This is a genomic window from Actinoplanes sp. NPDC051537, from assembly GCF_055586105.1.
In genome coordinates, this window is record NZ_JBVJIU010000002.1 from 513,244 (window position 1) to 536,934 (window position 23,691).

General features: G+C 72.6%; 25 protein-coding genes. 9 read left to right on the plus strand and 16 right to left on the minus strand.

Features of this window, described 5'->3' with window-relative positions; translation table 11 throughout:
* Positions 1-10 precede the first annotated feature (10 nt).
* From ACZ6TB_RS06140 to ACZ6TB_RS06150, 3 genes are read right to left on the minus strand one after another with little or no spacing between them, the layout of a single operon-like run.
* Positions 11-838 carry a carbohydrate ABC transporter permease gene (locus ACZ6TB_RS06140; RefSeq protein ID WP_465551154.1) on the minus strand — a complete coding sequence of 276 codons (828 nt, stop codon included), beginning with the start codon at positions 836-838 and terminating at the stop codon, positions 11-13.
* Complete coding sequence (locus ACZ6TB_RS06145; RefSeq protein WP_465551156.1) at positions 835-1,707, minus strand: carbohydrate ABC transporter permease; 873 nt, start codon at positions 1,705-1,707, stop codon at positions 835-837. Before ACZ6TB_RS06145 ends, ACZ6TB_RS06140 begins: the two co-directional genes overlap by 4 nt.
* Complete coding sequence (locus tag ACZ6TB_RS06150) at positions 1,704-3,701, minus strand: beta-galactosidase (protein WP_465551158.1); 1,998 nt, start codon at positions 3,699-3,701, stop codon at positions 1,704-1,706. The genes ACZ6TB_RS06145 and ACZ6TB_RS06150 overlap by 4 nt, the downstream gene beginning before the upstream one ends.
* Positions 3,702-3,832: 131 nt before the next feature.
* On the opposite strand from ACZ6TB_RS06150, the gene ACZ6TB_RS06155 reads away from it, so the two are divergent.
* On the plus strand, positions 3,833-4,852 hold the full coding sequence (locus tag ACZ6TB_RS06155) for a LacI family DNA-binding transcriptional regulator (protein ID WP_465551160.1): 1,020 nt from the start codon (positions 3,833-3,835) through the stop codon (positions 4,850-4,852).
* A gap of 201 nt (positions 4,853-5,053) precedes the next feature.
* Here the strand turns inward: ACZ6TB_RS06155 and ACZ6TB_RS06160 are convergent, their stop codons facing one another.
* Positions 5,054-5,974 carry an EamA family transporter gene (locus tag ACZ6TB_RS06160; protein WP_465551162.1) on the minus strand — a complete coding sequence of 307 codons (921 nt, stop codon included), beginning with the start codon at positions 5,972-5,974 and terminating at the stop codon, positions 5,054-5,056.
* Positions 5,975-6,053: 79 nt separating this feature from the next.
* Between ACZ6TB_RS06160 and ACZ6TB_RS06165 the strand changes: the two genes are divergently transcribed.
* Positions 6,054-7,169 carry a LysR family transcriptional regulator gene (locus ACZ6TB_RS06165; protein ID WP_465551164.1) on the plus strand — a complete coding sequence of 372 codons (1,116 nt, stop codon included), beginning with the start codon at positions 6,054-6,056 and terminating at the stop codon, positions 7,167-7,169.
* On the opposite strand, the gene ACZ6TB_RS06170 is transcribed toward ACZ6TB_RS06165, so the two are convergent.
* The 3 genes from ACZ6TB_RS06170 to ACZ6TB_RS06180 form a co-directional block, all read right to left on the minus strand.
* Positions 7,154-7,741, minus strand: a complete 588-nt coding sequence (locus ACZ6TB_RS06170) for a dihydrofolate reductase family protein (protein ID WP_465551166.1) — start codon at positions 7,739-7,741, stop codon at positions 7,154-7,156. The two genes, ACZ6TB_RS06165 and ACZ6TB_RS06170, sit on opposite strands and share 16 nt — an antisense overlap.
* A 102-nt stretch (positions 7,742-7,843) precedes the next feature.
* Entirely contained in the window at positions 7,844-8,521 is a 678-nt protein-coding gene (locus ACZ6TB_RS06175; RefSeq protein WP_465551168.1) for a hypothetical protein, read from the minus strand.
* Between the two features lie 297 nt (positions 8,522-8,818).
* Positions 8,819-9,709: an NADP-dependent oxidoreductase gene (locus tag ACZ6TB_RS06180; RefSeq protein WP_465551170.1), complete on the minus strand. Its 891-nt coding sequence runs from the start codon at positions 9,707-9,709 to the stop codon at positions 8,819-8,821.
* A 186-nt stretch (positions 9,710-9,895) separates the two neighbouring features.
* Here ACZ6TB_RS06180 and ACZ6TB_RS06185 point away from each other — a divergent pair, with 186 nt between their 5' ends.
* Positions 9,896-10,648 (plus strand): hypothetical protein, encoded by a 753-nt coding sequence (locus tag ACZ6TB_RS06185; RefSeq protein WP_465551172.1) that lies wholly within the window; start codon positions 9,896-9,898, stop codon positions 10,646-10,648.
* Between the two features lie 55 nt (positions 10,649-10,703).
* Here the strand turns inward: ACZ6TB_RS06185 and ACZ6TB_RS06190 are convergent, their stop codons facing one another.
* Both ACZ6TB_RS06190 and ACZ6TB_RS06195 read right to left on the minus strand, forming a co-directional pair.
* Positions 10,704-11,822 (minus strand): SPFH domain-containing protein, encoded by a 1,119-nt coding sequence (locus tag ACZ6TB_RS06190; protein ID WP_465551174.1) that lies wholly within the window; start codon positions 11,820-11,822, stop codon positions 10,704-10,706.
* A gap of 9 nt (positions 11,823-11,831) precedes the next feature.
* Positions 11,832-12,281, minus strand: a complete 450-nt coding sequence (locus ACZ6TB_RS06195; RefSeq protein ID WP_465551176.1) for an NfeD family protein — start codon at positions 12,279-12,281, stop codon at positions 11,832-11,834.
* An 86-nt stretch (positions 12,282-12,367) separates the two neighbouring features.
* Between ACZ6TB_RS06195 and ACZ6TB_RS06200 the strand changes: the two genes are divergently transcribed.
* Both ACZ6TB_RS06200 and ACZ6TB_RS06205 read left to right on the plus strand, forming a co-directional pair.
* Entirely contained in the window at positions 12,368-13,672 is a 1,305-nt protein-coding gene (locus ACZ6TB_RS06200) for a serine hydrolase domain-containing protein (RefSeq protein WP_465551178.1), read from the plus strand.
* 41 nt (positions 13,673-13,713) lie between these two features.
* Complete coding sequence (locus ACZ6TB_RS06205) at positions 13,714-15,180, plus strand: glycosyltransferase family 39 protein (protein ID WP_465551180.1); 1,467 nt, start codon at positions 13,714-13,716, stop codon at positions 15,178-15,180.
* Here the strand turns inward: ACZ6TB_RS06205 and ACZ6TB_RS06210 are convergent.
* Positions 15,171-16,073: a DMT family transporter gene (locus tag ACZ6TB_RS06210; RefSeq protein ID WP_465551182.1), complete on the minus strand. Its 903-nt coding sequence runs from the start codon at positions 16,071-16,073 to the stop codon at positions 15,171-15,173. The genes ACZ6TB_RS06205 and ACZ6TB_RS06210 overlap by 10 nt on opposite strands.
* A 13-nt stretch (positions 16,074-16,086) precedes the next feature.
* Here ACZ6TB_RS06210 and pdxR point away from each other — a divergent pair, with 13 nt between their 5' ends.
* Entirely contained in the window at positions 16,087-17,523 is a 1,437-nt protein-coding gene (gene pdxR, locus ACZ6TB_RS06215) for a MocR-like pyridoxine biosynthesis transcription factor PdxR (protein WP_465551184.1), read from the plus strand.
* Here the strand turns inward: pdxR and ACZ6TB_RS06220 are convergent.
* Complete coding sequence (locus tag ACZ6TB_RS06220) at positions 17,510-18,310, minus strand: DUF3097 domain-containing protein (RefSeq protein ID WP_465551186.1); 801 nt, start codon at positions 18,308-18,310, stop codon at positions 17,510-17,512. The two genes, pdxR and ACZ6TB_RS06220, sit on opposite strands and share 14 nt — an antisense overlap.
* Positions 18,311-18,399: 89 nt before the next feature.
* Here ACZ6TB_RS06220 and ACZ6TB_RS06225 point away from each other — a divergent pair, with 89 nt between their 5' ends.
* Complete coding sequence (locus ACZ6TB_RS06225) at positions 18,400-19,182, plus strand: hypothetical protein (RefSeq protein WP_465551188.1); 783 nt, start codon at positions 18,400-18,402, stop codon at positions 19,180-19,182.
* On the plus strand, positions 19,175-19,666 hold the full coding sequence (locus ACZ6TB_RS06230; RefSeq protein WP_465551190.1) for an NUDIX domain-containing protein: 492 nt from the start codon (positions 19,175-19,177) through the stop codon (positions 19,664-19,666). Before ACZ6TB_RS06225 ends, ACZ6TB_RS06230 begins: the two co-directional genes overlap by 8 nt.
* Here ACZ6TB_RS06230 and ACZ6TB_RS06235 read toward each other — a convergent pair.
* Positions 19,660-19,962, minus strand: coding sequence for a DUF1905 domain-containing protein (locus ACZ6TB_RS06235; protein WP_465551192.1), 303 nt, complete (start codon positions 19,960-19,962; stop codon positions 19,660-19,662). The genes ACZ6TB_RS06230 and ACZ6TB_RS06235 overlap by 7 nt on opposite strands.
* 124 nt (positions 19,963-20,086) lie before the next feature.
* On the opposite strand from ACZ6TB_RS06235, the gene ACZ6TB_RS06240 reads away from it, so the two are divergent.
* Positions 20,087-20,596: an RDD family protein gene (locus ACZ6TB_RS06240; RefSeq protein WP_465551194.1), complete on the plus strand. Its 510-nt coding sequence runs from the start codon at positions 20,087-20,089 to the stop codon at positions 20,594-20,596.
* Here ACZ6TB_RS06240 and ACZ6TB_RS06245 read toward each other — a convergent pair.
* The 4 genes from ACZ6TB_RS06245 to ACZ6TB_RS06260 are packed head-to-tail and all read right to left on the minus strand — an operon-like array spanning position 20,590 to position 23,684.
* A complete protein-coding gene (locus ACZ6TB_RS06245; RefSeq protein WP_465551196.1) occupies positions 20,590-20,994 on the minus strand; it encodes an NUDIX hydrolase in 405 nt (134 codons plus the stop codon). The two genes, ACZ6TB_RS06240 and ACZ6TB_RS06245, sit on opposite strands and share 7 nt — an antisense overlap.
* The gene (locus tag ACZ6TB_RS06250) at positions 20,991-21,857 is read right to left on the minus strand and encodes a L,D-transpeptidase (RefSeq protein WP_465551198.1); all 867 of its coding nucleotides are present in this window, start codon (positions 21,855-21,857) and stop codon (positions 20,991-20,993) included. The genes ACZ6TB_RS06245 and ACZ6TB_RS06250 overlap by 4 nt, the downstream gene beginning before the upstream one ends.
* Before the next feature lie 34 nt (positions 21,858-21,891).
* Positions 21,892-22,671 carry an HAD-IIA family hydrolase gene (locus tag ACZ6TB_RS06255; protein WP_465551200.1) on the minus strand — a complete coding sequence of 260 codons (780 nt, stop codon included), beginning with the start codon at positions 22,669-22,671 and terminating at the stop codon, positions 21,892-21,894.
* Complete coding sequence (locus ACZ6TB_RS06260; RefSeq protein ID WP_465551202.1) at positions 22,668-23,684, minus strand: ferrochelatase; 1,017 nt, start codon at positions 23,682-23,684, stop codon at positions 22,668-22,670. Before ACZ6TB_RS06260 ends, ACZ6TB_RS06255 begins: the two co-directional genes overlap by 4 nt.
* Positions 23,685-23,691 lie beyond the last annotated feature (7 nt).

The following is a 23,691-nucleotide window of genomic DNA, read 5'->3' on the forward strand; positions in this document are numbered from 1 at the left end:
AGCTCCTAATTCATTTGAGAGATCCCGCGGACAGGCCGGTACGCCAGAAACGCTGGAGGGAAAGGAAAGCGATGACCATCGGCGCCAGCGAGAGAAAGGCGCCGACCAAAACCAGGCCACGCAGCTCGGGCCGCTGGTCGACCTGCGAGTTCCAGGTGTAGAGGCCGAGCGTGACGGGGAACAGCTTCTGGTTGCCGAGCATGATCAGGGGCAGCAGGAAGTTGTTCCAGACGGCCACGAAATGGAAGAGGAAGATCGTCACGAAGGCCGGTGCCATGAGGCGTACGGAAAGGGTGAAGAAGGTCCGCACCTCGCCCGAGCCGTCGATTCTCGCCGCCTCGATGAGCTCGTCCGGAACGGACGCGCTCGCATAGATCCGCGCCAGATAGACGCCGAAGGGATTGACCAGGCTGGGCAGGAAGACGGCCCAGAAGGTGTTGGCCGCGTGCGCCCGGCTGAACAGCAGGAACAGCGGCAGCGCGAGGGCGGTGGCCGGCACGAGCACACCGCCGAGCACCACGTTGAAGATCGCCTCGCGTCCGCGGAACCGGTACTTGGCCAGCGCGTACCCGCACATGCCGGCCAGCAGCGTGCCGAGCGCCGCCGCGCCGACCGTGTAGCCGATGCTGTTGACCAGCCAGCGCACGAAGATCCCGTCCTGGTAGGTCAGGACCGCGCGGACGTTGGCGCCGAGCCGGAAGTTGTCGAACCAGAGGCTCGTGCCGCGCCCGCCCGACTTGGTCGCGCCGACGAACAGCCACCACAGCGGGGTGAGGAAGTAGACCGTGCAGACGGCCATGACGAGCATGGCCGCGCTACGGCGGGTGAGCGCGCTCATTGGATGCCCTTGCGCTGGGTGAACTTCAGGAACGAGAAGGACAGGACGAACGTGGCCAGCGCCAGCACCACCGAGAACGCGGCGGCCAGGTGGAAGTTCGGCACCGACGAGGTGGCGTAGACGGTCAGGTTCGGCGTGTACGTGCTGGAGACCGCCGAGCTGAACGACCGGAACACCTGCGGCTCGGCCAGCAGCTGGAGTGTCCCGATGATCGAGAAGACGGTGGTCAGCACGATCGCCGGCAGCACCATCGGGATCTTGATCGACCACGCCGTGCGGATCAGCCCGGCGCCGTCGATCCGCGCCGCCTCGTAGATCTCGGGCGGGATGGCGAGCAGCGCCGAATAGATGATCAGCATGTTGTAGCCGATGTACACCCAGGTCACGACGTTGGCGATGGACCACAGCACGAGGTCGGCGCCGAGCAGGTGGATGTGCGCGGTGATCGCGGTGAACGGCGACAGGTTGGGCGAGTAGAGGTAACCCCACATGATCGCCGCGACCACCCCCGGCACCGCGTAGGGCAGGAAGAACGCGAGCCGGAAGAACCGCTTGCCGCGCACCAGGCCGGAGTCGAGCAGCAGGGCCAGGACCAGCGCCAGGCCGAGCATCACCGGCACCTGCACGACCCCGAACAGCAGCACCCGCTCGACCGAGTGCCAGAACGGCGCGTCGGCGAAGACCCGGCGGTACTGCGCGAGGCCGCCGAACACCTCACGGGCCGGGCCGAACGTGCCGGTGCGCTCGACCTTGTACAGCGACTGCACGATCGCGTACCCGATCGGGACCAGGTAGAACAGCGCGAACAGCACCCCGAACGGGGCGATGAAGAAGGCGACGGCGGCCCGCACGCCGCGAGATCCGGTCACGGCCGTTCCCCTTCCGCACAGGCCAGCACGCGTACGCCGCCCGGCGGCACCCGGACGCGCCCGGGCACGTGGTCGCCGGTGATCAGGTCACGGCCGGCCGCCGCGTACTCGATCTCCCGGTCGCCGTGGTTGATCACGAAGACGTAGGCGACGCCGGGCTTCCGCCGGGTGACGACCTCGACGTCGCCGTCGTTCTCCGGGCCCCGGTTCTCGACGCCGGCCCCGCGCGCCGCCGCCCGGAGGACGTCCCTGGTCGCCGCCCGGTCGAGGGCGGTCGCGACGTACCAGGCGTGTCCGTCGCCGTGCCGGTTGCGGGTGATCGCCGGGACGCCGGGAAGCGGGCCGTCGGCGTACCGGGCCCGGGTCTCGGCGGTGGTGGTGCGCAGCCGCTCGGTCCACAGGCGCGCCCGCTTGCCGTCGTCGAGGGTGACCACCGTGGCCGGCTCGAGCGGCGCGAACTCCTCGGCGACGACGCCGAGCAGGTCGCGGAACGCGCCCGGGTAGCCGCCGATCCGGATGCGGTCGTCGCGGTCGGCGATCCCGCTGAAGTACGTGACCAGCACGTGCCCGCCGTTCTCGACGTAGCTCGCCACGGCGGCCGCCTGCTCGTCGGTCACGAGGTAGAGGCCGGGCACGACCACGAAGCGGTACTTGGTGAGGTCACCGTCCGGGCTGATCACATCCGTGGTCACGCCGAGCTCGCGCAGTCCCCGATACGCCGCGTGAACCTGATCGAGGTAGTTCACGGCGGTCGACGGGCGGCCCTCCTGCTCGGCCGCCCACCACGACTCCCACGAGAAGAGCACCGCGGTGTCGGCCTCCACCGTGGAACCGGCCACCTCGGCGAGGCGGCTCAGGGCGTACGAGAGATCGAGGACCTCGCGCCATCGATCGGTGCCGGGCCCGGCGTGCGGGAGCATCGCCGAGTGGAACTTCTCGCTGCCCTGCCGGGAGGCCCGCCACTGGAAGAAGCAGATCGTGTCGGCGCCGCGGGCCACGTGGGTGAGGGTGTTGCGGAGCATCTCGCCGGGGCGCTTGGTGAGGTTGTGTGGCTGCCAGTTGACCGCGCCGGTGGACTGCTCCATGAGGATCCACGGGTCGCCGCCGGCGAGGCCGCGGGTCAGGTCGGCGGCGAAGCTGAGCTCGGCGTTCGCCTCGCCCCCCTCTCCCGTCCCCAGGCGGTGATCCAGGTAGTGGTCGTTGGCGATCACGTCCATGTGCGGGGCCCAGCGCCAGTAGTCGAGGTCGCGGATGTGCGCGGTGACCATGAAGTTGGTGGTGACCGGGATCGTGCTGTGCCGGGCGATGACCGCCTTCTCGGCCTCGAACTGGGCCAGCAGCTCGTCGGAGGAGAACCGGCGGAAGTCGAGGACCTGGGCCGGGTTGCGGATCGACAGCGCGGCCCGGGGCGGGAAGATCTCGGCCCACTCGCCGTAGCGTTGGCTCCAGAACGCCGTACCCCATGCGGTGTTGAGGTTTTCCAGGGTCTTGTAGGTCTTCTCGAGCCAGGCCCGGAACGCGTGGGCCGAGGCGTCGCAGTAGCAGAGGGCGTTGTGGCAGCCCAGCTCGTTGGAGACGTGCCAGAGCGCGATCGCCGGGTGGTTGCCGTAGCGTTCGGCGACCCGGTCGACCAGGTTCGTCGCGTGCCGGCGGAAGATCGGCGAGCTCGGGCAGTAGGCCTGGCGGCCGCCCGGGAAGCGGCGGGTGCCGTCGGCCGCCATCGGCAGGATCTCGGGGTGGCGGGTGGTGAGCCAGGGCGGCGGCGAGGCGGTCGCGGTGCCGAGATTGATCCGGATGCCGTTGTCGTGCAGCAAGGCGACGACCCGGTCGAGGCGCTCGAAGTCGAACTCGCCCGGCCGCGGCTCGATGTCCGACCAGCCGAAGACGTTGATCGCGACGAGGCCCACGCCGGCCGCCCGCATGAGCTCGACGTCCTCGGCCCATACCGCCTCCGGCCACTGCTCCGGGTTGTAGTCGCAGCCCAGCGTGATCAAGCGCGCCTCCTCGTCCGTCTGTGCACGTGCACACATTGCCGGGTGAAGAATTCGCCGGGTCGAATGTGTGAACGTGCACACACTAGGATCACGGCCGACCGTGGTCAAGAGCGAAAAGCTAAGGTCTCTGCGTGAGCACACGTCCGGCCGGCAAGCGGGCCACCGTGCACGACATCGCGGCCGCGGCCGGGGTCTCGCGCGGCACGGTGAGCCGGGTGCTCAACGGCGGCTACGTGTCGTCGACGGCGCGGGCGGCGATCGAGCGGGCGATCCGCGAGGTCGGCTACGTGCCCAACACCGCGGCCCGCAACCTCGTCATGCAGCGCTCGCAGGCGGTCGGCTTCATCGTGCTCGAGCCGCACTCGCTGTTCCTCGAGGACCCCAACATCGGCGGCATCATGCTGGGCGCGAACGCGACGCTGTCCGCCGCCGACTACCAGATGGTCAACCTCGTGGTCGACTCCGAGCGCGACACCGCCCGCATCACCCGCTACCTGAGCGGCGGCTTCGTCGACGGCGCGATCATCGTCTCGGCCCGCAGCCACGACCCGATCATCCAGGTGGTGGGCGGCCTGGCGTTGCCGTCGGCCTTCGTCGGCCACCCGCGCGACCTGCATCCCGAGATCCCGTACGTCGGAATCGACAATCTCGCCTCGTCGGAGGAGATCACCCGCCGGTTGCTGGCCACCGGCCGCCGCCGGATCGGCATGATCGCCGCGGCGGTGGACCGCGATTCCGGCGCCGACCGCCTGACCGGTTTCCGCCGGGCGCTGGGCCCCCTGTTCGACGAGACGCTGGTCGCCGAGGTCCCGCTCTACGACTTCGCGTGCGGCGCCAAGGGCATGCGCACCCTGCTCGAACGAGACCCGGCCATCGACGGCGTCTTCGCCGGCTCGGACGCGGTGGCCGCCGGCGCGATGGAGGCCTTGCGCGAGGCCGGCCGCGCGGTCCCCGAGGACATCGGCGTGGTCGGCTTCGACAACAGCTCCTGGGCCATGCGCACCCGCCCGCTGCTGTCCACGGTCCACCAGCCGGCCACCGACATCGGCGAGCACGCCGCCGACCTGGTCCTGCGCCAACTGGCCGGCGAGGAGATCACCCAGCGGGGGCTGCTGCTGCCCTCGCCCGTCGTGTGGCGGGCCTCCGCCTGATCGCTCTCGGTCGGCGGCGGCTCTCCGGTCACTGGCGGCTCTCCCTCATCGGCTGCTCCCGGTTGGTGGCGGCTCGCCGTCACCGGCCGCTCCCGGTTGGTGGCGGCCCGCCGTCACCAGCCGCTCCCGGTTGGCGGCGGCCGCTCCCCCTCACCGGCCGCTCCCGGTTGGCGGCGGCTCGCCGTCACCGGCCGCTCTCCCTCACCGGCGGGCCAGGGCGCGGAGGGTCTGCGGTGTCAGCTGGCCGGCCAGCAGGGCGGCGAGGGCCAGGCCGAAGCCGAGCAGCTGCGGTGCGGTCAGCGTCTGGCCGAGGACGACGGCGCCGGCGATGGCGGCCACCAGCGGGGAGAGCAGGCCGAGCAGGGCGGTCGCGGTCACCGGCAGGACGCGCAGGCCGGCGAACCACAGGGTGTACGCGAGCAGGCCGCCGACCAGGCCGAGCCACAGGTAGGCGCCGATCGCGGGGCCGTCGACGTGGGCGGGGACACCGCCGGTGAGGGCCACGGGGATGATCAGAACCAGACCGCCGGCGGTCAGCTGCCAACCCGCGAAGGCCATCGGACGGACGCCCTCGGGACGGCCCCAGCGCTTGGTCAGGGTGACGCCGAACGCCATGGCGACGGCGCCGGCCAGGCCCGCGGCGATGCCGGTCGCGTCGAGGGCGGCGGCGGGGCCGAGGACGACCAGGCCGACGCCGGCCACGCCGACCAGGCCCCAGGCCAGGCGCCACTTCGAGAGGCGCTCGCCGAGGACCGCCACGGCCAGCAACGCCACGATGATCGGCTGAGTGGCGCCGAGGGTGGCGGCGACTCCGCCGGGCAGGCGCTCGGCCGCCAGGAACAGCAGCGGGAAGAACGCGCCGATGTTGAGCGCGCCCAGCACGAGAGCCCGCCACCACCAGATGCCGCTCGGCAGCGTACGGGTGACGGCCAGGGCGATCAGGCCGGCCGGCAGCGCGCGCATCAGCGCCGCGAACATCGGGTGCCCGTCGGGAAGCAGCTCGGTGGTGACGATGTAGGTGGTGCCCCAGACCGCGGGGGCCAGGGCGGTGATCGCGGTGGTGGCCGCGCGTCCGGTGGCCGGGGTGGGGGTCGGTGTCGGGTTCGGCGCGGTGATTGTCATGGCTTCAGCGTCGACCCGAACCTATCAATGAGTCCAACACATACTTTTCAGCGCAGCGATCTCGTATCACGATAGATGCATGGAACTGCAGCAGATGCGGTACGTGCTGGCGGTCGCCGAGGAGGGCACCTTCACGCGGGCGGCCAAGCGGTGTCTCGTCGTACAGTCGGCCCTCAGTCATCAGATCGCCGCGCTGGAGCGTGAGCTCGGCGCCAAGCTGTTCGCCCGCACCAGCCGGCGAGTCGCCCTGACCGCAGCCGGCGAGGCGTTCCTGCCCGCCGCCCGCGCGTGCCTGGAGGCCGCCGACCGGGCCGCCGCCGACGCCGCGGCCGCCACCGGCGAGATCCGCGGCCGGCTCGCGGTCGGCATCATCCCGACCGTGACCGGCATCGACCTGCCCGCCACGCTGCGCAAGTTCCACCACGCCCACCCGCGGGTCACGATCGTCCTGCGCTCGGCGGGCAGCGACGACCTGACCGCCGCCATCCGCGCCGGGGAGGTCGACGTGGCGGTGCTCGGCCTGCCCGAGTCGATCGAGCCACGCGGCGTCCGCTTCCACGCCCTGAACCACGACAAGCACGTCGCCGTGGTGGCCCCCGACCACCGCCTGGCCACGCTCGACCGCGTCGACCTGCCCACGCTGGCCGCCGAGCCGTTCGCCGACTTCCCCGCCGCGACGGCCGGCCGGGCCCAGAGCGACCTGGCCTTCGCCGCCGCCGGCCTCGAGCGCGAGGTCGCCTTCGAGGCGATGGCCACCGACCTGATCATCGGCCTCATCCGTCAGGGTCTCGCCGTGGCGCTGCTCCCGTCGCGTTTCGTGGCCGGCATCCCCGACCTGGTGACGATCCCGGTGATCGACGGCCCCGGCCGGGTCGAGTACCTGGCCTGGAGCGACTTCAACCCCACCCCGGCGGCCGTCGCCTTTCTCGGGTCGGCGGGCCTCGGGTCGGGCGGCCCCGGGTCGGCCGGCCTCGGGTCGGGCGGGCTCGGGTCGGGCGGCCCCAGGTCAGCCGGGCTCGGTTCAACCGGCCCCGGGTCGGCCGGCCCCAGGTCAGCCGGGCCCGGGTCGGGCGGCCCCAGGTCAGCCGGGCCCGGGTCGGGCGGCCCCAGGTCAGCCGGGCCCGGGTCAACCGGCCCCGGGTCGGGCGGGCTCGGGTCAACCGGCCCCGGGTCGGCCGGTCAGTCGATGCGGTAGGTCAGGTGGGTCGCGTAGCCCGACGCCCGGACGTCGATCTGCCGCAACGCGCGCGGGGCCGCGCCCTCGAAGAGCGGCGTGCCGCTGCCGAGCAGGACCGGCGACAGGTGCAGGCGCAGCTCGTCGACCACGCCGGCCTCGATCGCGCGGCGGACGGTCTCGCCGCCGCCCATGATGACGACGTCACGGTCCTCGGCCATGGCGACGCCCTTGGCCACCGCGCTCGCGATGCCGTCGACCACGAACGTCATGCGGTCGGCGAGGCGGACCTTTTCCGGCGGGGTGCGGGTCACCACCAGCACCGGGGGCTGGGCGGCCAGATCGGCGCCGTAGCCCACCTCGTCGGTCCAGCCGCCGGGCCCGTCGATCACGTCGAACAGGCGGCGGCCCATGATGACCACGCCGGTGGCGGCGGTCGACTCCTCGAGGACCGCCCGGTCGATCGCGTCGGACTGGAACGCCCACGTGTGCAGGCCCTCACCGCCCCGGCCGAGCCCCAGCTCCGGGCTCGCATCGGGCCCCGTGACGAACCCGTCCAGCGACACCGAGATGTCGGCGACCACCTTGGCCATGCCCCGCTCCTTCCGCCGGCCCCGCCCCTCGCGAGCCGCTTTCCGGAGCATGCCACCCGGGTACGACAGTTGACCGCCGCCGGGCGCGCCAACTTGGCGGGGTCAGGCCCGGGGGATCAGGCGGCTTCCGGTCCAGGCCAGGCCGGTGCCGGCGGCCAGCAACAAAAGAGCCCCCACCGTCGGCAGGGGCTTCTGGGCGTACGCGCCGGCGCCGATCGCCGCGGCGGCCAGCATCAGCAGGATGCCGTCCGCCGGGTTGACCAGCTTGGAGCGGAAGACGGCCCAGCCGAGCAGTAACCAGCCCAGTCCCGAGGCGCCGGCGGCGACCAGGCGGGCCGTGTCCAGCTGGTCGACGGTGATCGGGGCGCCGGGCGGGAGGACGCCGTCGGGCAGCGCGGCCAGGGGCAGGGCGATGATCGTGCCGGCCAGTCCCAGCAACAGGCCGGTGAGGGCCGAGCGGCGGGTGCGGGTGCCGGAGAGCAGCGCGGCCAGGGCGATCATCGCGACGGTGGCGAGCCAGTCGGCGGCCAGGCTCGGGGCCAGCGGTCCCGGCGGGGTGCCGATGCCGAGGGTCAGCCAGCCGTCGAGCACGGCGGCGCACGGGAGTGCCCAGAGGGCCAGCCGGGCGTAGCGCCGGACCGACCAGATCCAGACGGCCTCGCGTACGGGAAGCAGATGCCCTTGATCTTTCGAGCCCGCGGCCGGGCGCGCGGCCCCGACCCAGGCCGGCGCGACCCGTAGTGGTCGGCCGCTCGCCGTGTGGTGATGGCTGGTGCTCATGGCTCCGCCTCGTGTGGGCTCAAGCCGAGCGGCCCGGGGGCAACCGTCGGGATCCTGGGCAGAGCATTCCAAACGCGCACGAAGACCGCAGCTAAATCGTGGAATTTCGGGAATGTCGGGCGCGGCAGGTGGGGCGCGGAGGGCCGCGGGCACGGCGGCGGCGCGGCGCGGAGGGGCGCGGCGCGGAGGGGCGCGGCGCGGAGGGGACGCGGCGCGGAGGGGACGCGGCGCGGAGGGGACGCGGCGCGGAGGGGACGCGGCGCGGAGGGGACGCGGCGCGGAGGGGGCGCGGCGGGGTCAGGGCTCCAGGAGGACCTTGCCGTGCAGGTCGCGCTGCTCGAGGCGGGCGTGGGCGGCAGCGGCCGACGCCAGCGGGAGAACCGTCTGCGGCCGCTGCAACACCAGGTCGCCGGCGGCCAGGTGGGTCATCAGCAGGTTCAGGGCGGGTGAAACGCCCGACGGCACCACTTCGGACAATGCGACGCCCAGCGCCGGGCCGTGGGGGTCGGACAAGGTGATCACGCGGCCGGGGCCGCCCGCCAGGGCGATCGCGGCGGTCAGGTCGGTTCGGCCCGACGCGTCGAAGACGGCGTCCACCCGGGGCGCGGCGTCGGTCAGCGGCGCCGCGTAGTCGACGGGGACCGCGCCCAGCCGTTCGGCCGAGGGGAAGTCCCGCGGGCGCACGGCAGAGATCACCGTGACGCCCCGGGCGACGGCGACCTGGGTGGCGATCGTGCCCACCGAGCCCGCCCCGCCGAGCAGCAGCAGGGTCTCCCCCGCGGTCACCCCGAGCTGGTCGAGCACGCGCACCGCGGCCTCGCCGGAGGCCGGCAGCGCGGCCGCGTCCGTCCACGAGACCGCCGCCGGCTTGCGGGCCCAGAACTCGGCCACGACCTGCTCGGCGTAGCCGCCCATGGTCGGCAGCAGCACCGCTACCTCGTCGCCGGGCACGACGTCGTCGACGCCGGGGCCGACCGCCGCGACGACGCCGGCGGCCTCGAAACCGAGCACCGGGCCGGGGAACACCGCGCTCAGGTGGCCGGCCCGGACGGCCAGGTCGGTCGGGCCGACGCCGGCGTAGCGCACCGCCACCCGGATCCGGCCGGGGCCGGGCTCTTCGTCCGGTATGTCGCCGAGTCGCAGGACGTCCGGGGGGCCGTAACCGTCGAGCACGATCGCCTTCGTCATGGCGCAACAGTATGTCGATCTTCGTGCCGGTCACCCGCGAGGTTAATTCGAGAAATTTCATCACGGGGATGAGCTGGGAAAACGTGGCCGATCGCGGACCGGGGGCGCGAGCGGCGTTGAACCCGGCCACGGGTGAGGGCCGTACAGGGGGCCAACGACCACATCGACGTCCACGAACGAGGAGTGATGATGAGATCGCGCGCGTACCGAAGGAACCAGAGCCCCAACCGGCGGAAGGTGTTCGGCGCCGTAGTCGTCGGGGGCGTCCTGGCCGCGGCCGGGCTGGCCGGCGTCAACCTGGCCTCCGCCAGCACCACGCCGAAGGCCGCGGATGTCATCGTGGTCGAGGGGCAGCAGTTCGACGTGTCGCAGTGCAAGGCCCTCGAGGTCAGCGGCGGCGACGTGGTCTGCGACGGCGAGAAGCTCGCGCCGCAGCAGGAGCAGGCCGCGGGCGACGCGGCGGCGGCCTCGGCCCAGGCGCTCGAGGCGTCCTGTGACACGTTCGCCGCCGACGCGGCGGCCGCCGAAGGCGCGGCGGGCCAGCAGGGCCAGGACGCGCAGGGCGAGGAGGGCGCGGCGGCGGCCAAGGCCGCGAACAAGAAGCTGGCGACGAAGTGGGCCAAGGCCCTGAAGGCGGCCAAGGCGGCCAAGAAGGCCAAGGCCAAGGGCAAGGCCGCGGGCGCCGGGGACGCAGCAGGTGCGGGCGACGCTGCGGGTGCGGGCCAGGACGCCGGAGCGGCCGCCGCGGCGGCGGTCACCTCGGCCCAGAAGTCGCTGCTCCAGGCCTGCCTCGCGCTGGCCGACGCGAAGGCGGCCGCGGGCGTGGGCGCGGGTGACGCGGGCGGCGCGGCCGACCCGTCGGCGGCCCCCAGCGAGGAGCCCAGCGAGGCGCCCAGCGAGCAGCCGAGCGACGACCCCAGCGCTTCCAACGAGGACTGACAACTAAGACGGCCGGCCCGGGGAAACCCGGGCCGGCCGTTTCGTACCGACGAAATCAGGCGCGCTCGCGCGAGGCGACTCCGTTGTAATCCGCCCCGCCGAGGGCGGCGGACGGCGGAATCGGGTCCGGCGCCGGCAGGGCCGCCGTCCGGTCGGGATCGCCCGAAACCTGGGCCTCGGCCACCCGTACCTGCTCATCGACCTGAGCCGCGGCATCCGCCGCGGCCTGCGCCGCCTCCGCGGCCTCGCGCTCCACCTCGGCCGCGTTGACCGTCGACGCCGGCTTGTCGCCGACCATGTTGGCCAGGCCGCCCAGCGCGCCGCCGAGACCGTCGAGGGCCTTGGTCAGCTCGGTCGGCACGATCCAGACCTTGTTCGCCGTGCCGTTCGCGATCTGCGGCAGCGACTGGAGGTACTGGTAGGCCAGCACCTTCTGGGACGGGTTCGCCTGGTGGATCGCGTCGAACACCGTACGGATGGCCTTCGCCTGGCCCTCGGCCTGCAGGATCCGCGACTGCCGGTCACCGTCGGCGCGCAGCACCGCCGCCTGCTTCTCGCCCTCGGCCGTGAGGATCTGGGCCTGCTTGTGGCCCTCGGCGTTGAGGATGGTGGCCCGCCGCTCCCGCTCGGCCCGCATCTGCTTCTCCATCGAGTCGCGGATGCTCGGCGGCGGCTCGATCGCCTTGATCTCGACCCGGGTGACCTTGATGCCCCAGCGGCCGGTGGTCTCGTCGAGCACCGTCGACAGATGGCGGTTGATCTCCTCGCGGCTGGTCAGGGCGCGCTCGAGGTCGAGCGAGCCGATGACGTTACGCAGGGTGGTGACCGTCAGCTGCTCGATGGCCTGGAGGAAGTTGGAGATCTCGTAGGTGGCCCGCACCGGGTCGACGACCTTGAAGTAGAGCACCGTGTCGATCGACACGACCAGGTTGTCGGAGGTGATGACGGGCTGCGGCGGGAACGAGACGACCTGCTCGCGCATGTCCACCTTGCTGCGGACCGCGTCGACGAACGGGACCAGCACGTTCAGGCCCGGGGTGAGGGTCCGCTTGTACTTGCCCAGGCGCTCCACCACGTCCATGCGCTGCTGCGGAACGATGCGGATGGACCGGAGCAGCGTGACGATGGCGAACACCACGATCACGATGACTAGTACGCCGATCACTGCTTCCATGGCGCCTCTCTATATGTTGGGCAGGTCGTCGCGCCACACGATGGCGGTGGCGCCGTTGACCTTGACGACCCGGACACGTTCACCCGGGAGGTACTTCTCGTTGCCGTCGAACGAGCGGGCCTGCCAGAGCTCGCCCTCCAGCTTGATCATGCCGTGGTCGCCGTCGACCTCCTCGACCACCATCCCGTGGCTTCCCTCCATGGCCTCGATGCCGAACGGCATGTCGCCGGTCTCGAGCGCCGATTTCGCGTGCTTCAGGATGATCGGCCGCAGCGCCCCGACGGAGATGCCCGAGAACAGCGCGAACACGATGACCTGGAGCAGCAGTGGAGCACCCAGAGCAGCGGCGCCGGCCGCGGCGAGGGCGCCCACCGAGAAGAAGATGATCAGGAGCGTGGCCGTGAAAGCCTCGGCGATCGCCAGCGCGATGCCGAGCACGATCCAGAGAATCGCTTCCACACCACGATCGTGACACGCTCGCGCACGCATCGCGACGCCACGTCGAGCGGTTAAGAAGAAGAGTCATTTGTCGGAGAGGGTCAATCGTGTCGCTGCTGCCGGAGACGGCCCGCCGGGTCGACGAGATCGCCGCCCGCGCACAGGCCGAGGGTCGTGCGCCGTCGCTGGCGCTCGCCATCGTCCGGGACCGTGCCGTCCTGCACTTCGCGGGGGTCGGCGCGCACCCGGTGCCGGACGCGAAGACGCAGTACCGGCTCGGTTCGATCACCAAGACGATCACCGCCACGATGGTGCTGCAGCTGCGTGACGAGGGCTTCTTCGCCCTGGACGACCTGCTCTACCGCCATCTGCCGGGCACCCCGATCGGCGGGATCACGCTGCGTCAGCTGCTCGGGCACGTGTCGGGGCTCCAGCGCGAGCCGGACGGGCCGTGGTGGGAGCGGAGCGCCGGCGGTGACGTCGACAAACTGCTGACGGACCTCGGCTACGACAAGCTCTTCGGCGCGCCGTTCCGTCGCTATCGGTACTCGAATCTCGCGTACGGCCTGCTCGGCGCCGTGCTCGAGAAGGTGACCGGCGAGTCCTGGTCGTCGCTGGCCGGCAAGCGGGTGCTCGACCCGCTCGGGATGAAGCGGACCACCTACGCCCCGATGGAGCCGTTCGCCCGGGGTTACGTCGTGCACGCGCTGGACGGCAGCCTGCACGAGGAGCCCCGGCACGACTCGGGGGCGATGGCGCCGGCCGGCCAGCTCTGGTCGACGGTCACCGACATGGCGAAGTGGGCGGCCTTCCTCACCGACCCGGCCCCGGCCGTGCTGCCCCGCGAGACGGTCGACGAGATGTGCGCGCCGGTGGTGATCAGCGATCTCGAGTCGTGGACCGGCGGGTACGGCCTGGGCCTGCAACTCTTCCGGGTCGGCGAGCGGGTCTTCGTCGGCCACGGCGGGTCGATGCCGGGCTATGTCGCGCAGCTGGCGGTCCATCGGCGGAGCCGGCTCGGGGTGATCGCGTTCGCCAACTCGTACGGGCTGACCGGCACCCACATCAAGCAGGTCTCCCTGGCCGCCCTCACCGCCGCGATCGACGGCGAGCCGGAGGCCCAGGTCCCCTGGACGCCGCCCGTTCCCCCGACCGGCGAGGCGGCGACGCTGGTCGGCCGCTGGTGGTGGATGGGCCGCGAGTACGAGGTGCGCGGCGACGGCGAGGCGATCGAGATGATCGGCCCGAACCACTGGTCCCGCTACCTGCGCGAGGCCCCGGACCGCTGGCGGGGCACGGCCGGCGAGAACGAGGGCGAGGTCCTGCAGATCCTGCGCGACCCCGACGGCACGGTCCGGAAGCTGGACATCGCGACGTTCGTCTTCAGCCGGGACCCCTACGACCTGGCGTGAGGGCGTCGTGGCCGCCGCGCGGGCCCTACGATGTGTCCACCATGGACATCGAGCGCAAGCCGATCGCCCGGCTGCCGGTGGGAGTCACCGCGGCGGCCGTCACCGTGCTCCTGCTCGCCACCGGCGGCCGCTACGGCTATCACCGGGACGAGCTGTATTTCCGGATGCTGAGCGCGCACCCCCGCTGGGGCTATGTGGACCAGCCGCCGCTCACCCCGCTGCTGGGCCGCCTCGGCATCGACATCTTCGGCGACAACCTGTGGGCCATGCGGGTGCCGGGCGCGATCCTGCTCAGCCTGGCCGCGGTGCTGGCCGCGGTCATCGCCCGCGAGGCCGGCGGCGGCGCGGTGGCGCAGACCATCGCGGCCTCGGGGACGTTCGGGGCGGTGCCGCTGGCGTCGGCCCATGTCGGCTCGACCGGGACCGTCGACCTGCTGATCTGGCTCGGGATCATCTACTTCGTGATGCGGGCCCTGCTCGGCGGGCGGGAGCGGGCCTGGCTCGGCGCGGGGCTGGTGACCGGGCTCGGGCTCTACAACAAGAGCCTCGTCGTGCTGCTGCTGATCTGCCTCGGCGCGGGGCTGCTGCTGGTCGGTCCCCGGCGGGTGCTGCGGTCGCGGTGGCTGTGGGCGGGCGTCGCCGTCGCGGTGGTCGTCGGCCTGCCCAACCTCATCTACCAGGTGGTCAACGACTTCCCGCAGGCGAAGATGGCGGAGGCGGTGGCGAGGGACAAAGGCGACGATTCCCGTACGCTGCTGCTGCCGTTCCAACTGCTCCTGCTGGCGGTGCCACCGATCTGGGTCGCCGGCCTGGTCACCCTGTGCCGAGACGGCCGCCTGCGGCCGGTACGGGCGCTGGCCGTCGCGTACCCCCTGATGGTGCTCCTGGTCTTCGTGGTCGCCGGCCAGCCCTACTACACGCTGGGCCTGCTCTACGGCCTGTACGCGATCGGCAGCGTGCCGGTCGAGCGGTGGATGGCCGGCCGTCGCGCCCGGCAGATCGTCCTCGTGGCCGCGGTCGTCCTGCTGAGCGCGGTCGGCATCCTCTCCTCGCTGCCGATCGTCCCGGTCCGGGACGCGGGCTCGATCGCCGCGGGCAACTCGACCGTGGCCGACCAGATCGGCTGGCCGGAGTACGTGGCCGAGATCGCCGCCGTCCACGACACGCTCTCCCCGGCCGACCGGCAGCGGGCGGTGCTGTTCACCGGCAACTACGGCGAGGCCGGCGCCCTGGCCCGATACGGCCCCGCGAAAGGCCTGCCGGCCGTCTACAGCGGACACAACGAGCTCTTCAACTTCGGCCCGCCGCCGGACGACAAGACCGTCGTCATCGTGGTCTCCCAGGCCGATCCGCCGCGGGTGGCCGCGCTGTTCGGCCCGTGCGGCGCCGGAACCGCCCTGCACAACAGCGAGGGCATCGACAACGAGGAACTCGAGGCGGCCGTGTACGTGTGCCGCCCGGCCACCGCGTGGCACGCCCTCTGGCCACGCCTCCAGCACTACAGCTGACCGGCCAGCACCGGTTCCGGCGCCACCGCCGGGAGCGACGGCCCCGGCCGCAGCCCCAGGGCGAGACCGCCCGCGACCACCGCGACCCCCGCCCAGACCAGCGGCGCCGGCATCGGCCCGCCGAGCAGCACCCCGGTCGCCGCCGCCGCGATCGGGGCGATGCCGGTGAGCAGGCCGGCGCGGGCCGACCCGACCTTCGAGACGCAGGTGTACCAGAGCACGAACGCCAGCGCGGTCACGCACACCGCGAGATAGGCGCCCGCGAGCAGATCGCCGGCGTCGAGCCGCAGCACCGCGGCCGGCCCCTCCCACACCACGCCGGTGACGGCGAACAGCACGGCCGCCATCCAGGTCGCGTGGACCGAGACGCCGAGCGGACCGTGCCGGCCCAGCACCGGGACGGCCAGCAGCGTGAACCCGGCCTCGCACGCGAACGTCACCAGCGCCCACAGCAGGCCGACGCCGTCGGTGCGGCCGAAGCCCTGCACCAGCGCCGCCCCGGCGGTCACCACCGCGGCCGCCAGCACCAGGCGGGCGGCGGGCGAGTGGCCCTCGAGGAACGGGCCGGCCACCGCGAGCAGCACCGGCACGCAGGCCACGGCCACGCCGAGGACGGCCGGCTCGGCGTGCCGGGCACCGAGGACCAGGGCCAGGTTGAACAGGAACATGCCGGTGACGACGACGCCGGCCAGCCAGAGCCATTCCGTGCCGCGCGGCCGCACGACGGACCGCCGGGCGACGGCGAGCAGCAGCAGGCAGGCCACGGCGTAGCGGAGGGCCTGGACGGTGAGCAGGGGCGTGCCGGCGAGCGTGCCGGAGACGGCGACGCTGCCGCCGACGAAGACCATGCCGGCGGCGCCGGAGAGGAGCGGTAACGGCTTCACACGAACCATGCTGGGGGCGAGTATGGTCCGATTGAAGGGCCAATCCCGGTGCCCAAAAGGAGGACCAATTTCCGGCTCCGACTTTCTCCAACTGCGCGCCGAGGACGCGCCGGCCAAGGGGCTGACCGCCTGGCTGACGGCGGGACTGCGGGACGCGATCGCCGGTCACCGGCTCGCCCCGGGCACTCGCCTGCCCGCCAGCCGGGTGCTGGCCGGGGATCTGAACATTTCGCGCGGGGTGGTGGTGGAGGCCTACCAGCGGTTGATCGACGAGGGCCTGGCCACGGGACGCATCGGCGCCGGCACCACCGTGACCGGAATAAACGATGAATCCGGCTTGGCGAAGGACCGCCGCCAGGCGTTGGATCGTTTGCGACTTCCGTTCCCACCGCCCGACGGCATCGACATCGACCTCTCCCCGGGCGTGCCCGATCTGTCGGCGTTCCCGCGCAGGCAATGGCTGAGAGCCGAACGAGCCGTGCTGGACGAGATCACGGCCGCCGACCTCGGCTACGGCGACCCGGGCGGCACGCCCCGGCTGCGCGCGGAGCTGATCGGCTGGCTGCGCCGGACCAGGGGCATCCGCGCGGAGGCCGACGACGTCATCGTCGTGAGCGGGGTGGCCCAGGCCCTGGCGCTGCTGGCGCAGACGCTGCGGGCGAGCGGCGTGACCGCCGCCGCCGTCGAGGACCCGGGGTCGCGCGGGGCACGGGATCAAATGGCCCATTGGGGCGTACGCCCGGAGGGCGTCCCCGTCGACGACCAGGGCATCCAGGTCGACCGCATCACCCAGGAGGCGGCCGTCCTGACCCCGGCGCACCAGTTCCCGACCGGCGTCGTGCTGAGCCCGGCCCGCCGCCGCGCGCTGCTCGACCGGGGCGGCCTGATCGTCGAGGACGACTACGACGCCGAGCACCGCTACGACCGCGCACCCGTCGCCGCCCTCCAGGGATCGGCGCCGGACCGCGTCGCGTACGCGGGAAGCGTCTCGAAGTCCCTCGCCCCCGGCATGCGCCTCGGGTGGCTGATCGCGCCCCGCCGCCTGCAACCGGCGCTGCTCGAGGCCAAGCACGACAGCGACCTCGGCAACCCGGCGCTCCCCCAGCTCGTGCTGGCCCACCTGCTCGCGTCCGGCGACTACGAGAAGCACCTGCGCCTGGTCCGCTCCCGCCAGCGGCGCCGGCGCGACGCCCTGCTGGCCGGGCTGCGCGCCCACCTGCCACAGGCCCGGGTCACCGGCGTGGCGGCCGGCCTGCACCTGCTCATCCTGCTGCCCGGCGAGACCCCGGACGAGGTGCTGGCCAAGGCGGCGGCGGACCACGGCGTACTGGTGCATCCGCTCTCCTGGCATCGGCACCGGCCCGGGCCGCCCGGCCTCGTCCTCGGCTACGCCGCCCACCCCCCGGACCGGCTGGCCGAGGCGGCCCGGCGCCTGGGCGCGGCGATCAGCCCACGGTGACGAAATCGATCAGCCGCTCCATCGAGTTGATCAGCGGTGTCTCCACGTCCTTGTAGCTGCTCACCTCGCGGAGGATGCGCCGCCACATGTCGGCCGGCTCGCGCACGCCGAACGCCTCGCAGACGCCCTCCTTCCAGTTGCGCCCGGGCGGGATGACCGGCCATTTCTTGATGCCGACCCGCTCCGGCCGCACCGCCTGCCAGATGTCGACGTAGGGATGGCCGGTGACCAGCACGTTCGGGTCGGTGACCGCGGCGACGATGCGGCTCTCCTTCGACCCCGGGACAAGATGATCGACGAGTACGCCGAGACGCCGCTCCCGCGACGGCCGGAACTCGCGCACATGCGCGTCCAGGTCGTCGATGCCGTCCAGCGGCTCCACGACCACGCCCTCGATCCGCAGGTCGTCCCCCCAGATCCGCTCGACCAGCGCGGCGTCGTGGATGCCCTCGACCCAGATGCGGCTGGCCTTGGCGACCTGCGCCTTGACCCCCGCCACCGCGACCGACCCGGAGGCGGTGATCCGGCGCTGGGCCGGTGTCGCGGACGCGGCCGGGCGCCGCAGGGTCACCGGCTTCCCGTCGAGGAGGAACGCCGCCGGCGCCAGCGGGAAGTTCCGGCGCTTGCCGAACCGGTCCTCGAGCACGACCGCGCCGAGCTCGAACCCGATCACCGCGCCGCAGAACCCGGAGTCGGCGTCCTCGACCACCAGGTCCGGCTCGGCGTCCACCTCGGGCACCACCTTGCGGCGCCGCCCCTGTCCCTTGAGCACGTCCTCCCCATACATGCAAGGCACCGTAACCCGTGCGTTGGGACACGCCCTTTCTGACGCTCCGGCCGAGACAACCTTCCCGGTGGGCACGTACCCTTGCTCGCATGTACCCCGCAGCTGATGCGGCGACCCGCACCGCGCGGCGCTCCACCCGGTTCGTGGCCTGGGTGCGCGCCTGGCGCGCCGGTCTGGTGCCGTTCGACGAGCTGGCCGGCGAGATCGCCGCCGGCGAGGAGCACCTCGTCGCCGACGCCCCGGGCACGTGGACCGACGTGCCGCTGCCGCACGGCCTGCCCGTCTTCGCCAAGGTGCATCCCGACGACATCCGCCTGGTGCTGCCCGCGCCCGGCGACCCGCGCGGCCTGCCCGGCCCCGGCGACCTGACCGGCGCCGCGCTGCTGGCCGGCGAGGCCGTGATGACCCCGCATTTCGGCCTGGTGCCCGAGGTGCGGCGGCACACGTCCGGCTCCGGCGTCTCGTTCGAGACGGTGCTCTGGCGGGTCTACCCGGTGGCCGAGTACCGGCCGGTCTTCCAGATGGGCGCGGCCGAGGCCGAGGCCGAGCTGACCACGGCGCTGAGCGAGGCGACCGCCCAGCTCACCAAGCTCGACGTGGCCCAGTGGAAACCCGAGCTGGCGGGCGCGTTGCAGGCGCTGCGCCGGCCGGAGAGCACGGCCACGCTGCCGGCCGGTTTCGACCCGCGGGCCCGCCGCCTGTTCGCCCGGGCCGGCGTGCTCGACCAGGTGCTGGCGCTGGCCGAGACGAACGCGCCGGGCGGCGCCGTCAACGGGTACGAGGCCCAGCAGCGCGACGCCGCGCTGCGCCCGCTCATGTCGGCGTGCCGCCAGGCGCTGGTGGCGGCGTGCAACTCGCCCCTCCATGCCTGACAAATTTGCCCACTGCACCTTCTGCGGAGCTCGTTTCCCCCGCGGCCAACGGTGGCCGCGCCGGTGCGGCGCCTGCGGCGAGACCAGCTATCAGAACCCCAAGCCGGTGGCGGTCGGGGTGCAGCCGGTCGGTCACGGTCTCCTGGTCGTACGCCGGGGCATCCCGCCCGCACGCGACCGCCTCGCGCTGCCCGGCGGCTACGTCGACGTCGGCGAGTCCTGGCAGGAGGCGGCGGCGCGCGAGATCGGCGAGGAGGTCGGCCTCAAGACCGATCCGGCCGGCATCCGCCATTTCGAGACGGTGAGCGCTCCCGACGGCACGCTGCTCGTCTTCGGCCTGCTTCCGCCCCTGCCCGACACGTCGACGATCCCGCCCTCGGTCCCCAACGACGAGTCCCTGGGCTGGGAGATCCTCTACGGCCCGACCGAGCTGGCGTTCGGCATTCACACCGCGGTCGCGGCCCGCTTCTTCCGGGGTCAGTAGCCGATCAGCTCGACCGCGACGGCAACCTTGTCGCCGGGCTCGAGCCCGTGCGCCTTGCGCACCGCCTTCTTGACCGGCAGCACGTACGCGCCGGCCTTGCTGTCCGGGAAGATCGAGGTGCGCCAGACCGTCGCACCCACCCGGACCTCCACCCGCACCGCGCCGAAGCCCCGCCGTTCGCCGTCGGTCAGGTCGCGGATCGCGTCGGAGGCGTCGACCGGCAGCGTCACGAAGGTCCACCCCTCGTCACGCCGCGCCTCCCACACCCACAGCTCGGCCTCGAAGTCCACCTGCACGCCCGACAGGATCCCACAACCGGGTCGAGTGAAAAACCGACCGAGGGATTGAACGCGCCCGCGCTTTCCCGGAAGTTGATTGCCCAAGGGAAATTGCTTTTGCACAAAAGGGGCACCGCACACCATGACGCTTCCGCACGGCGAAAACGCGCACCAGGCCAATCCGTACGCCCCGCCGCCCGCGCCGGGCTATGCCGTGCAGCCATTTCCGAACGCGGCGGTCGGGTACCCGCAGCCGGGCCAGATCGCGCAGCCGGGCCAGTACCCGCAGCAGTATCGGCAGGAGCGGCTCGTCTCGCCCGGCGGCCGGCTCGGGGCGCGCCTGCTCGACGTCGTGCTGGCCCTCGTGACGCTCGGCATCGGCTTCCTGATCTGGTCGTTCTTCACCTGGCCGGAGGGGCAGACTCCGGCCAAGAAGCTGCTCGGCCAAGTCGTCGTCGACGCGAACACGGGCCAGCCGTTCGACCTCGGCCGGATGGCGATGCGCCAGATCCTCATCGAGGGCCTGCTCGGCACCTTCCTGAGCTCGGTGACGTGCAGCATTTATCTGTGGGTCGACGGGTTCATGGTGTTCGGCGAGCGGAACCGCACCCTGCACGACAAAATGGCCGGCTCGGTCGTCGTCTATCAGTGAACCAATCCGCGCCCGACCAACTCGTCGACGAGTAATTGAATCGCGGGGGCGCATCGTTTCCGATCGCTCGCCGTGAACCACGCGATCTCGCCGATCTCGGCGGCGGCCGCCGGCTCCGCGCCGGCGTCGCCGCCGGTGAAGCAGACCAGGCGGACCGACGTGCCCGGCGGCCGGTTGTGCGCGGGCGCGACGATCTCGGTGAACGGCGTCAGGTCGGCCGGGTCGACGACGATGCCGACCTCCTCGAGCACCTCGCGGGCGGCGGCCTCGGCGTGCGTCTCGCCCTCTTCCGGCTTGCCGCCGGGCAGGTAGAACGCATCGGTGTAGCCGGGGCGGACGACGAGGACGCGGCGGTCGCGCACGCACACCCAGGCGGTCGCGATGATCGTGTCGGTCACGCGCCCCTGTTTATCACGCTTACCACCGTGCCCGGTCCGATGTGGTCGAGCAGGGTGCGCTCCGCGGCGGCGGGCAGCCGGATGCAGCCGTTGGAGACGCTGCGACCGAACACGTCCTTGCGATACCAGGCGTGGATGCCGGTGTGCGCGTCCTGGAGGCCGGGCGCGACCGCACCCTTGTCGTCCGGCACGGCCCCGAGCACGAGCGCGTCCAGGCCCGCGTAGACGGCGCCGTGCGTGCCCGTACGCCCGAGGACGAAGGTGCGGCCGAGCGGCGTCGGCGTCTTTGCGGCGCCGATCGCGACCGTCCAGCTCCCCTTGCGTACGCCGCCCCGCAGCCAGGTGAGGACGTGGGTGCTGCGGACGAGGATCAGCTGGTCGCTCAGCGGTCGCGGCTCCCACCCCGCGTCCGGCAGCCAGCCGACCCGCCGGTTCACCGAGGGCAGCAGCACCGCGACCCAGCCCGGCTGCCGCGCCACGATCGGCACCGTCACCGGCACGCCCCGGATCGACGGCGGCAGGTAGGCCCGGGGTGTGCCGCCGGGCGCGTCGTAGAGGGCCAGCTTCCGTGGCGCGTGCAGCCCCTCCGCGACGAACGTGGTGTCGGCCGGCGCCGGGTCGGCCGGGAAGCCGCCGGGCACGTGCCGGTAGGTGATGACCTCGAGGCCGGCCGGGGGCTTGGCGGCCTTCTTCGGCGGTTGCTCCGCCGGGGCCGGCGACGGCGCGGCGGCCGCGACCACGGGCGCCGGCGGCGAGGCGGGCGGCGGGGTCGGCGCGTACAGGTGGCTGAGGCCCGCGATCGCGCCGAACGCCACGACCAGCGCGGTGGCGGGCGCCGTGCGGCGCGTGCGGGCGAGACTCACCCGGACACCGTAATCGCCGGGCGGCGCGCCGGTGCTAGATCTCGCCGATGAGGTCGGCGACCGAGTCGACGATGCGGGACGGCCGGAACGGGAACCGCTCGGCGTCCTTCCGGCTGCTGATGCCGGTCAGCACCAGGATCGTCTCGAGCCCCGCCTCGAGCCCGCACAGGATGTCGGTGTCCATCCGGTCGCCGATCATCGCGGTGCTCTCGCTGTGCGCCTCGATCGTGTTCAGCGCCGAGCGCATCATCATCGGGTTCGGCTTGCCCACGAAGTACGGCTCGACGCCGGTGGCCTTGGAGATCATCGCCGCGACCGAGCCGGCCGCCGGGAGCGCGCCCTCGTTGGACGGGCCGGTCGCGTCCGGGTTGGTGCAGATGAACCGGGCGCCGCCGTCGATCAGCCGGATCGCCTTGGTGATCGCCTCGAAGCTGTAGGTGCGGGTCTCGCCCAGCACCACGTAGTCGGGGTCGAACTCGGTCAGCACGTAGCCGGCCGCGTGCATGGCCGTGGTGAGGCCGGCCTCGCCGATCACGTACGCCGTGCCGCCCGGCCGCTGGTCGGCGAGGAACTGGGCGGTGGCCAGCGCGGCCGTCCAGATCGACTGCTCGGGCACGTCGAAGCCCATGCGGTTGAGCCGGGCCTGGAGGTCGCGCGGCGTGTAGATCGAGTTGTTGGTCAGGATGAGGAAAGGCTTGCCGGACGCCTTCATGCGGTTCACGAAGTCGGGCGCGCCGGGAACCGGCACACCCTCGTGGACGAGAACCCCGTCCATGTCGGTGAGCCAGCTCTCGATGGCTTTGCGCTCCTTCATCTCGCTCCTCGTCGCATAGGTGCAGGGCAGCAGCCCGACGGGCAGTCATCCCAGATCGGGAGCGTACCGAGTCGCCGGCGGGGCCCGGCGGCGGTCCGCTCGCGCACCAGCTCGCGGATCATCGTGACGAAGCGCGGGTCGGTGCCCGGGGTGGCGGCTCGTGCATAGCCCAGACCGAGCTTCTCCGCCGTCTCGGCGGCCTCGTTGTCGAGATCCCAGAGCACCTCGAGGTGGTCGGAGACGAAACCGATCGGGCTGACCACCACGTCGGTGACGCCCCGCTCGGCCAGCGCGGCCAGGTGGTCGTTGATGTCGGGCTCGAGCCAGGGCACCTGCGGCGGGCCGGAGCGGCTCTGCCAGACCAGATCCCATTCCCGGTCGCCGGCGACCAGGGCCGCCGTCTCGTTCAGCTGCGCCGTGTAGCGCCCACCGGTCGGACCCGCGGTCTCGGCCATCGACTCGGGGATCGAATGCGCGGTGAAGACCAGGCGGGTGGTGTCCCGGCGGGCCGGATCGAGGGTGGCCAGCGCATCCCGGACGGCGTCCGCGTGCGGCTCGACGAAGCCGGGATGGTCCCAGAACTGGCGCAGCTTGGAGATCACCGGGGCGCCCGGGCCGACCTTCTCGCGGGCCCGGGCGATGTCCTCCCAGTACTGCTTGCACGACGAGTAGCCGCCGTACGCGCTGGTGGCGAACCCGAGCGCGTGGGTGACCCCGTCGTCGCGCATCCGGGCCACCGTGTCCTCGAGCATCGGATGCCAGTTGCGGTTGCCCCAGTAGAGCGGCAGGTCGACGGAGTTCTCCGAGAAATCGGCCTCGATGGCCCCCAGCAGGTCGCGGCACTGCTGGTTGATCGGGGACACGCCGCCGAAGTGGTAGTAGTGCTCGGCCACCGCGGCCAGCCGTTCCTCGGGGACGCCGCGCCCGCGCACCACGTTGCGCAGGAACGGCATCACATCGTCAGGCTTCTCGGGGCCGCCGAAGGACAACAGGACGAAGGCGTCGTAGACCACGTCCCCC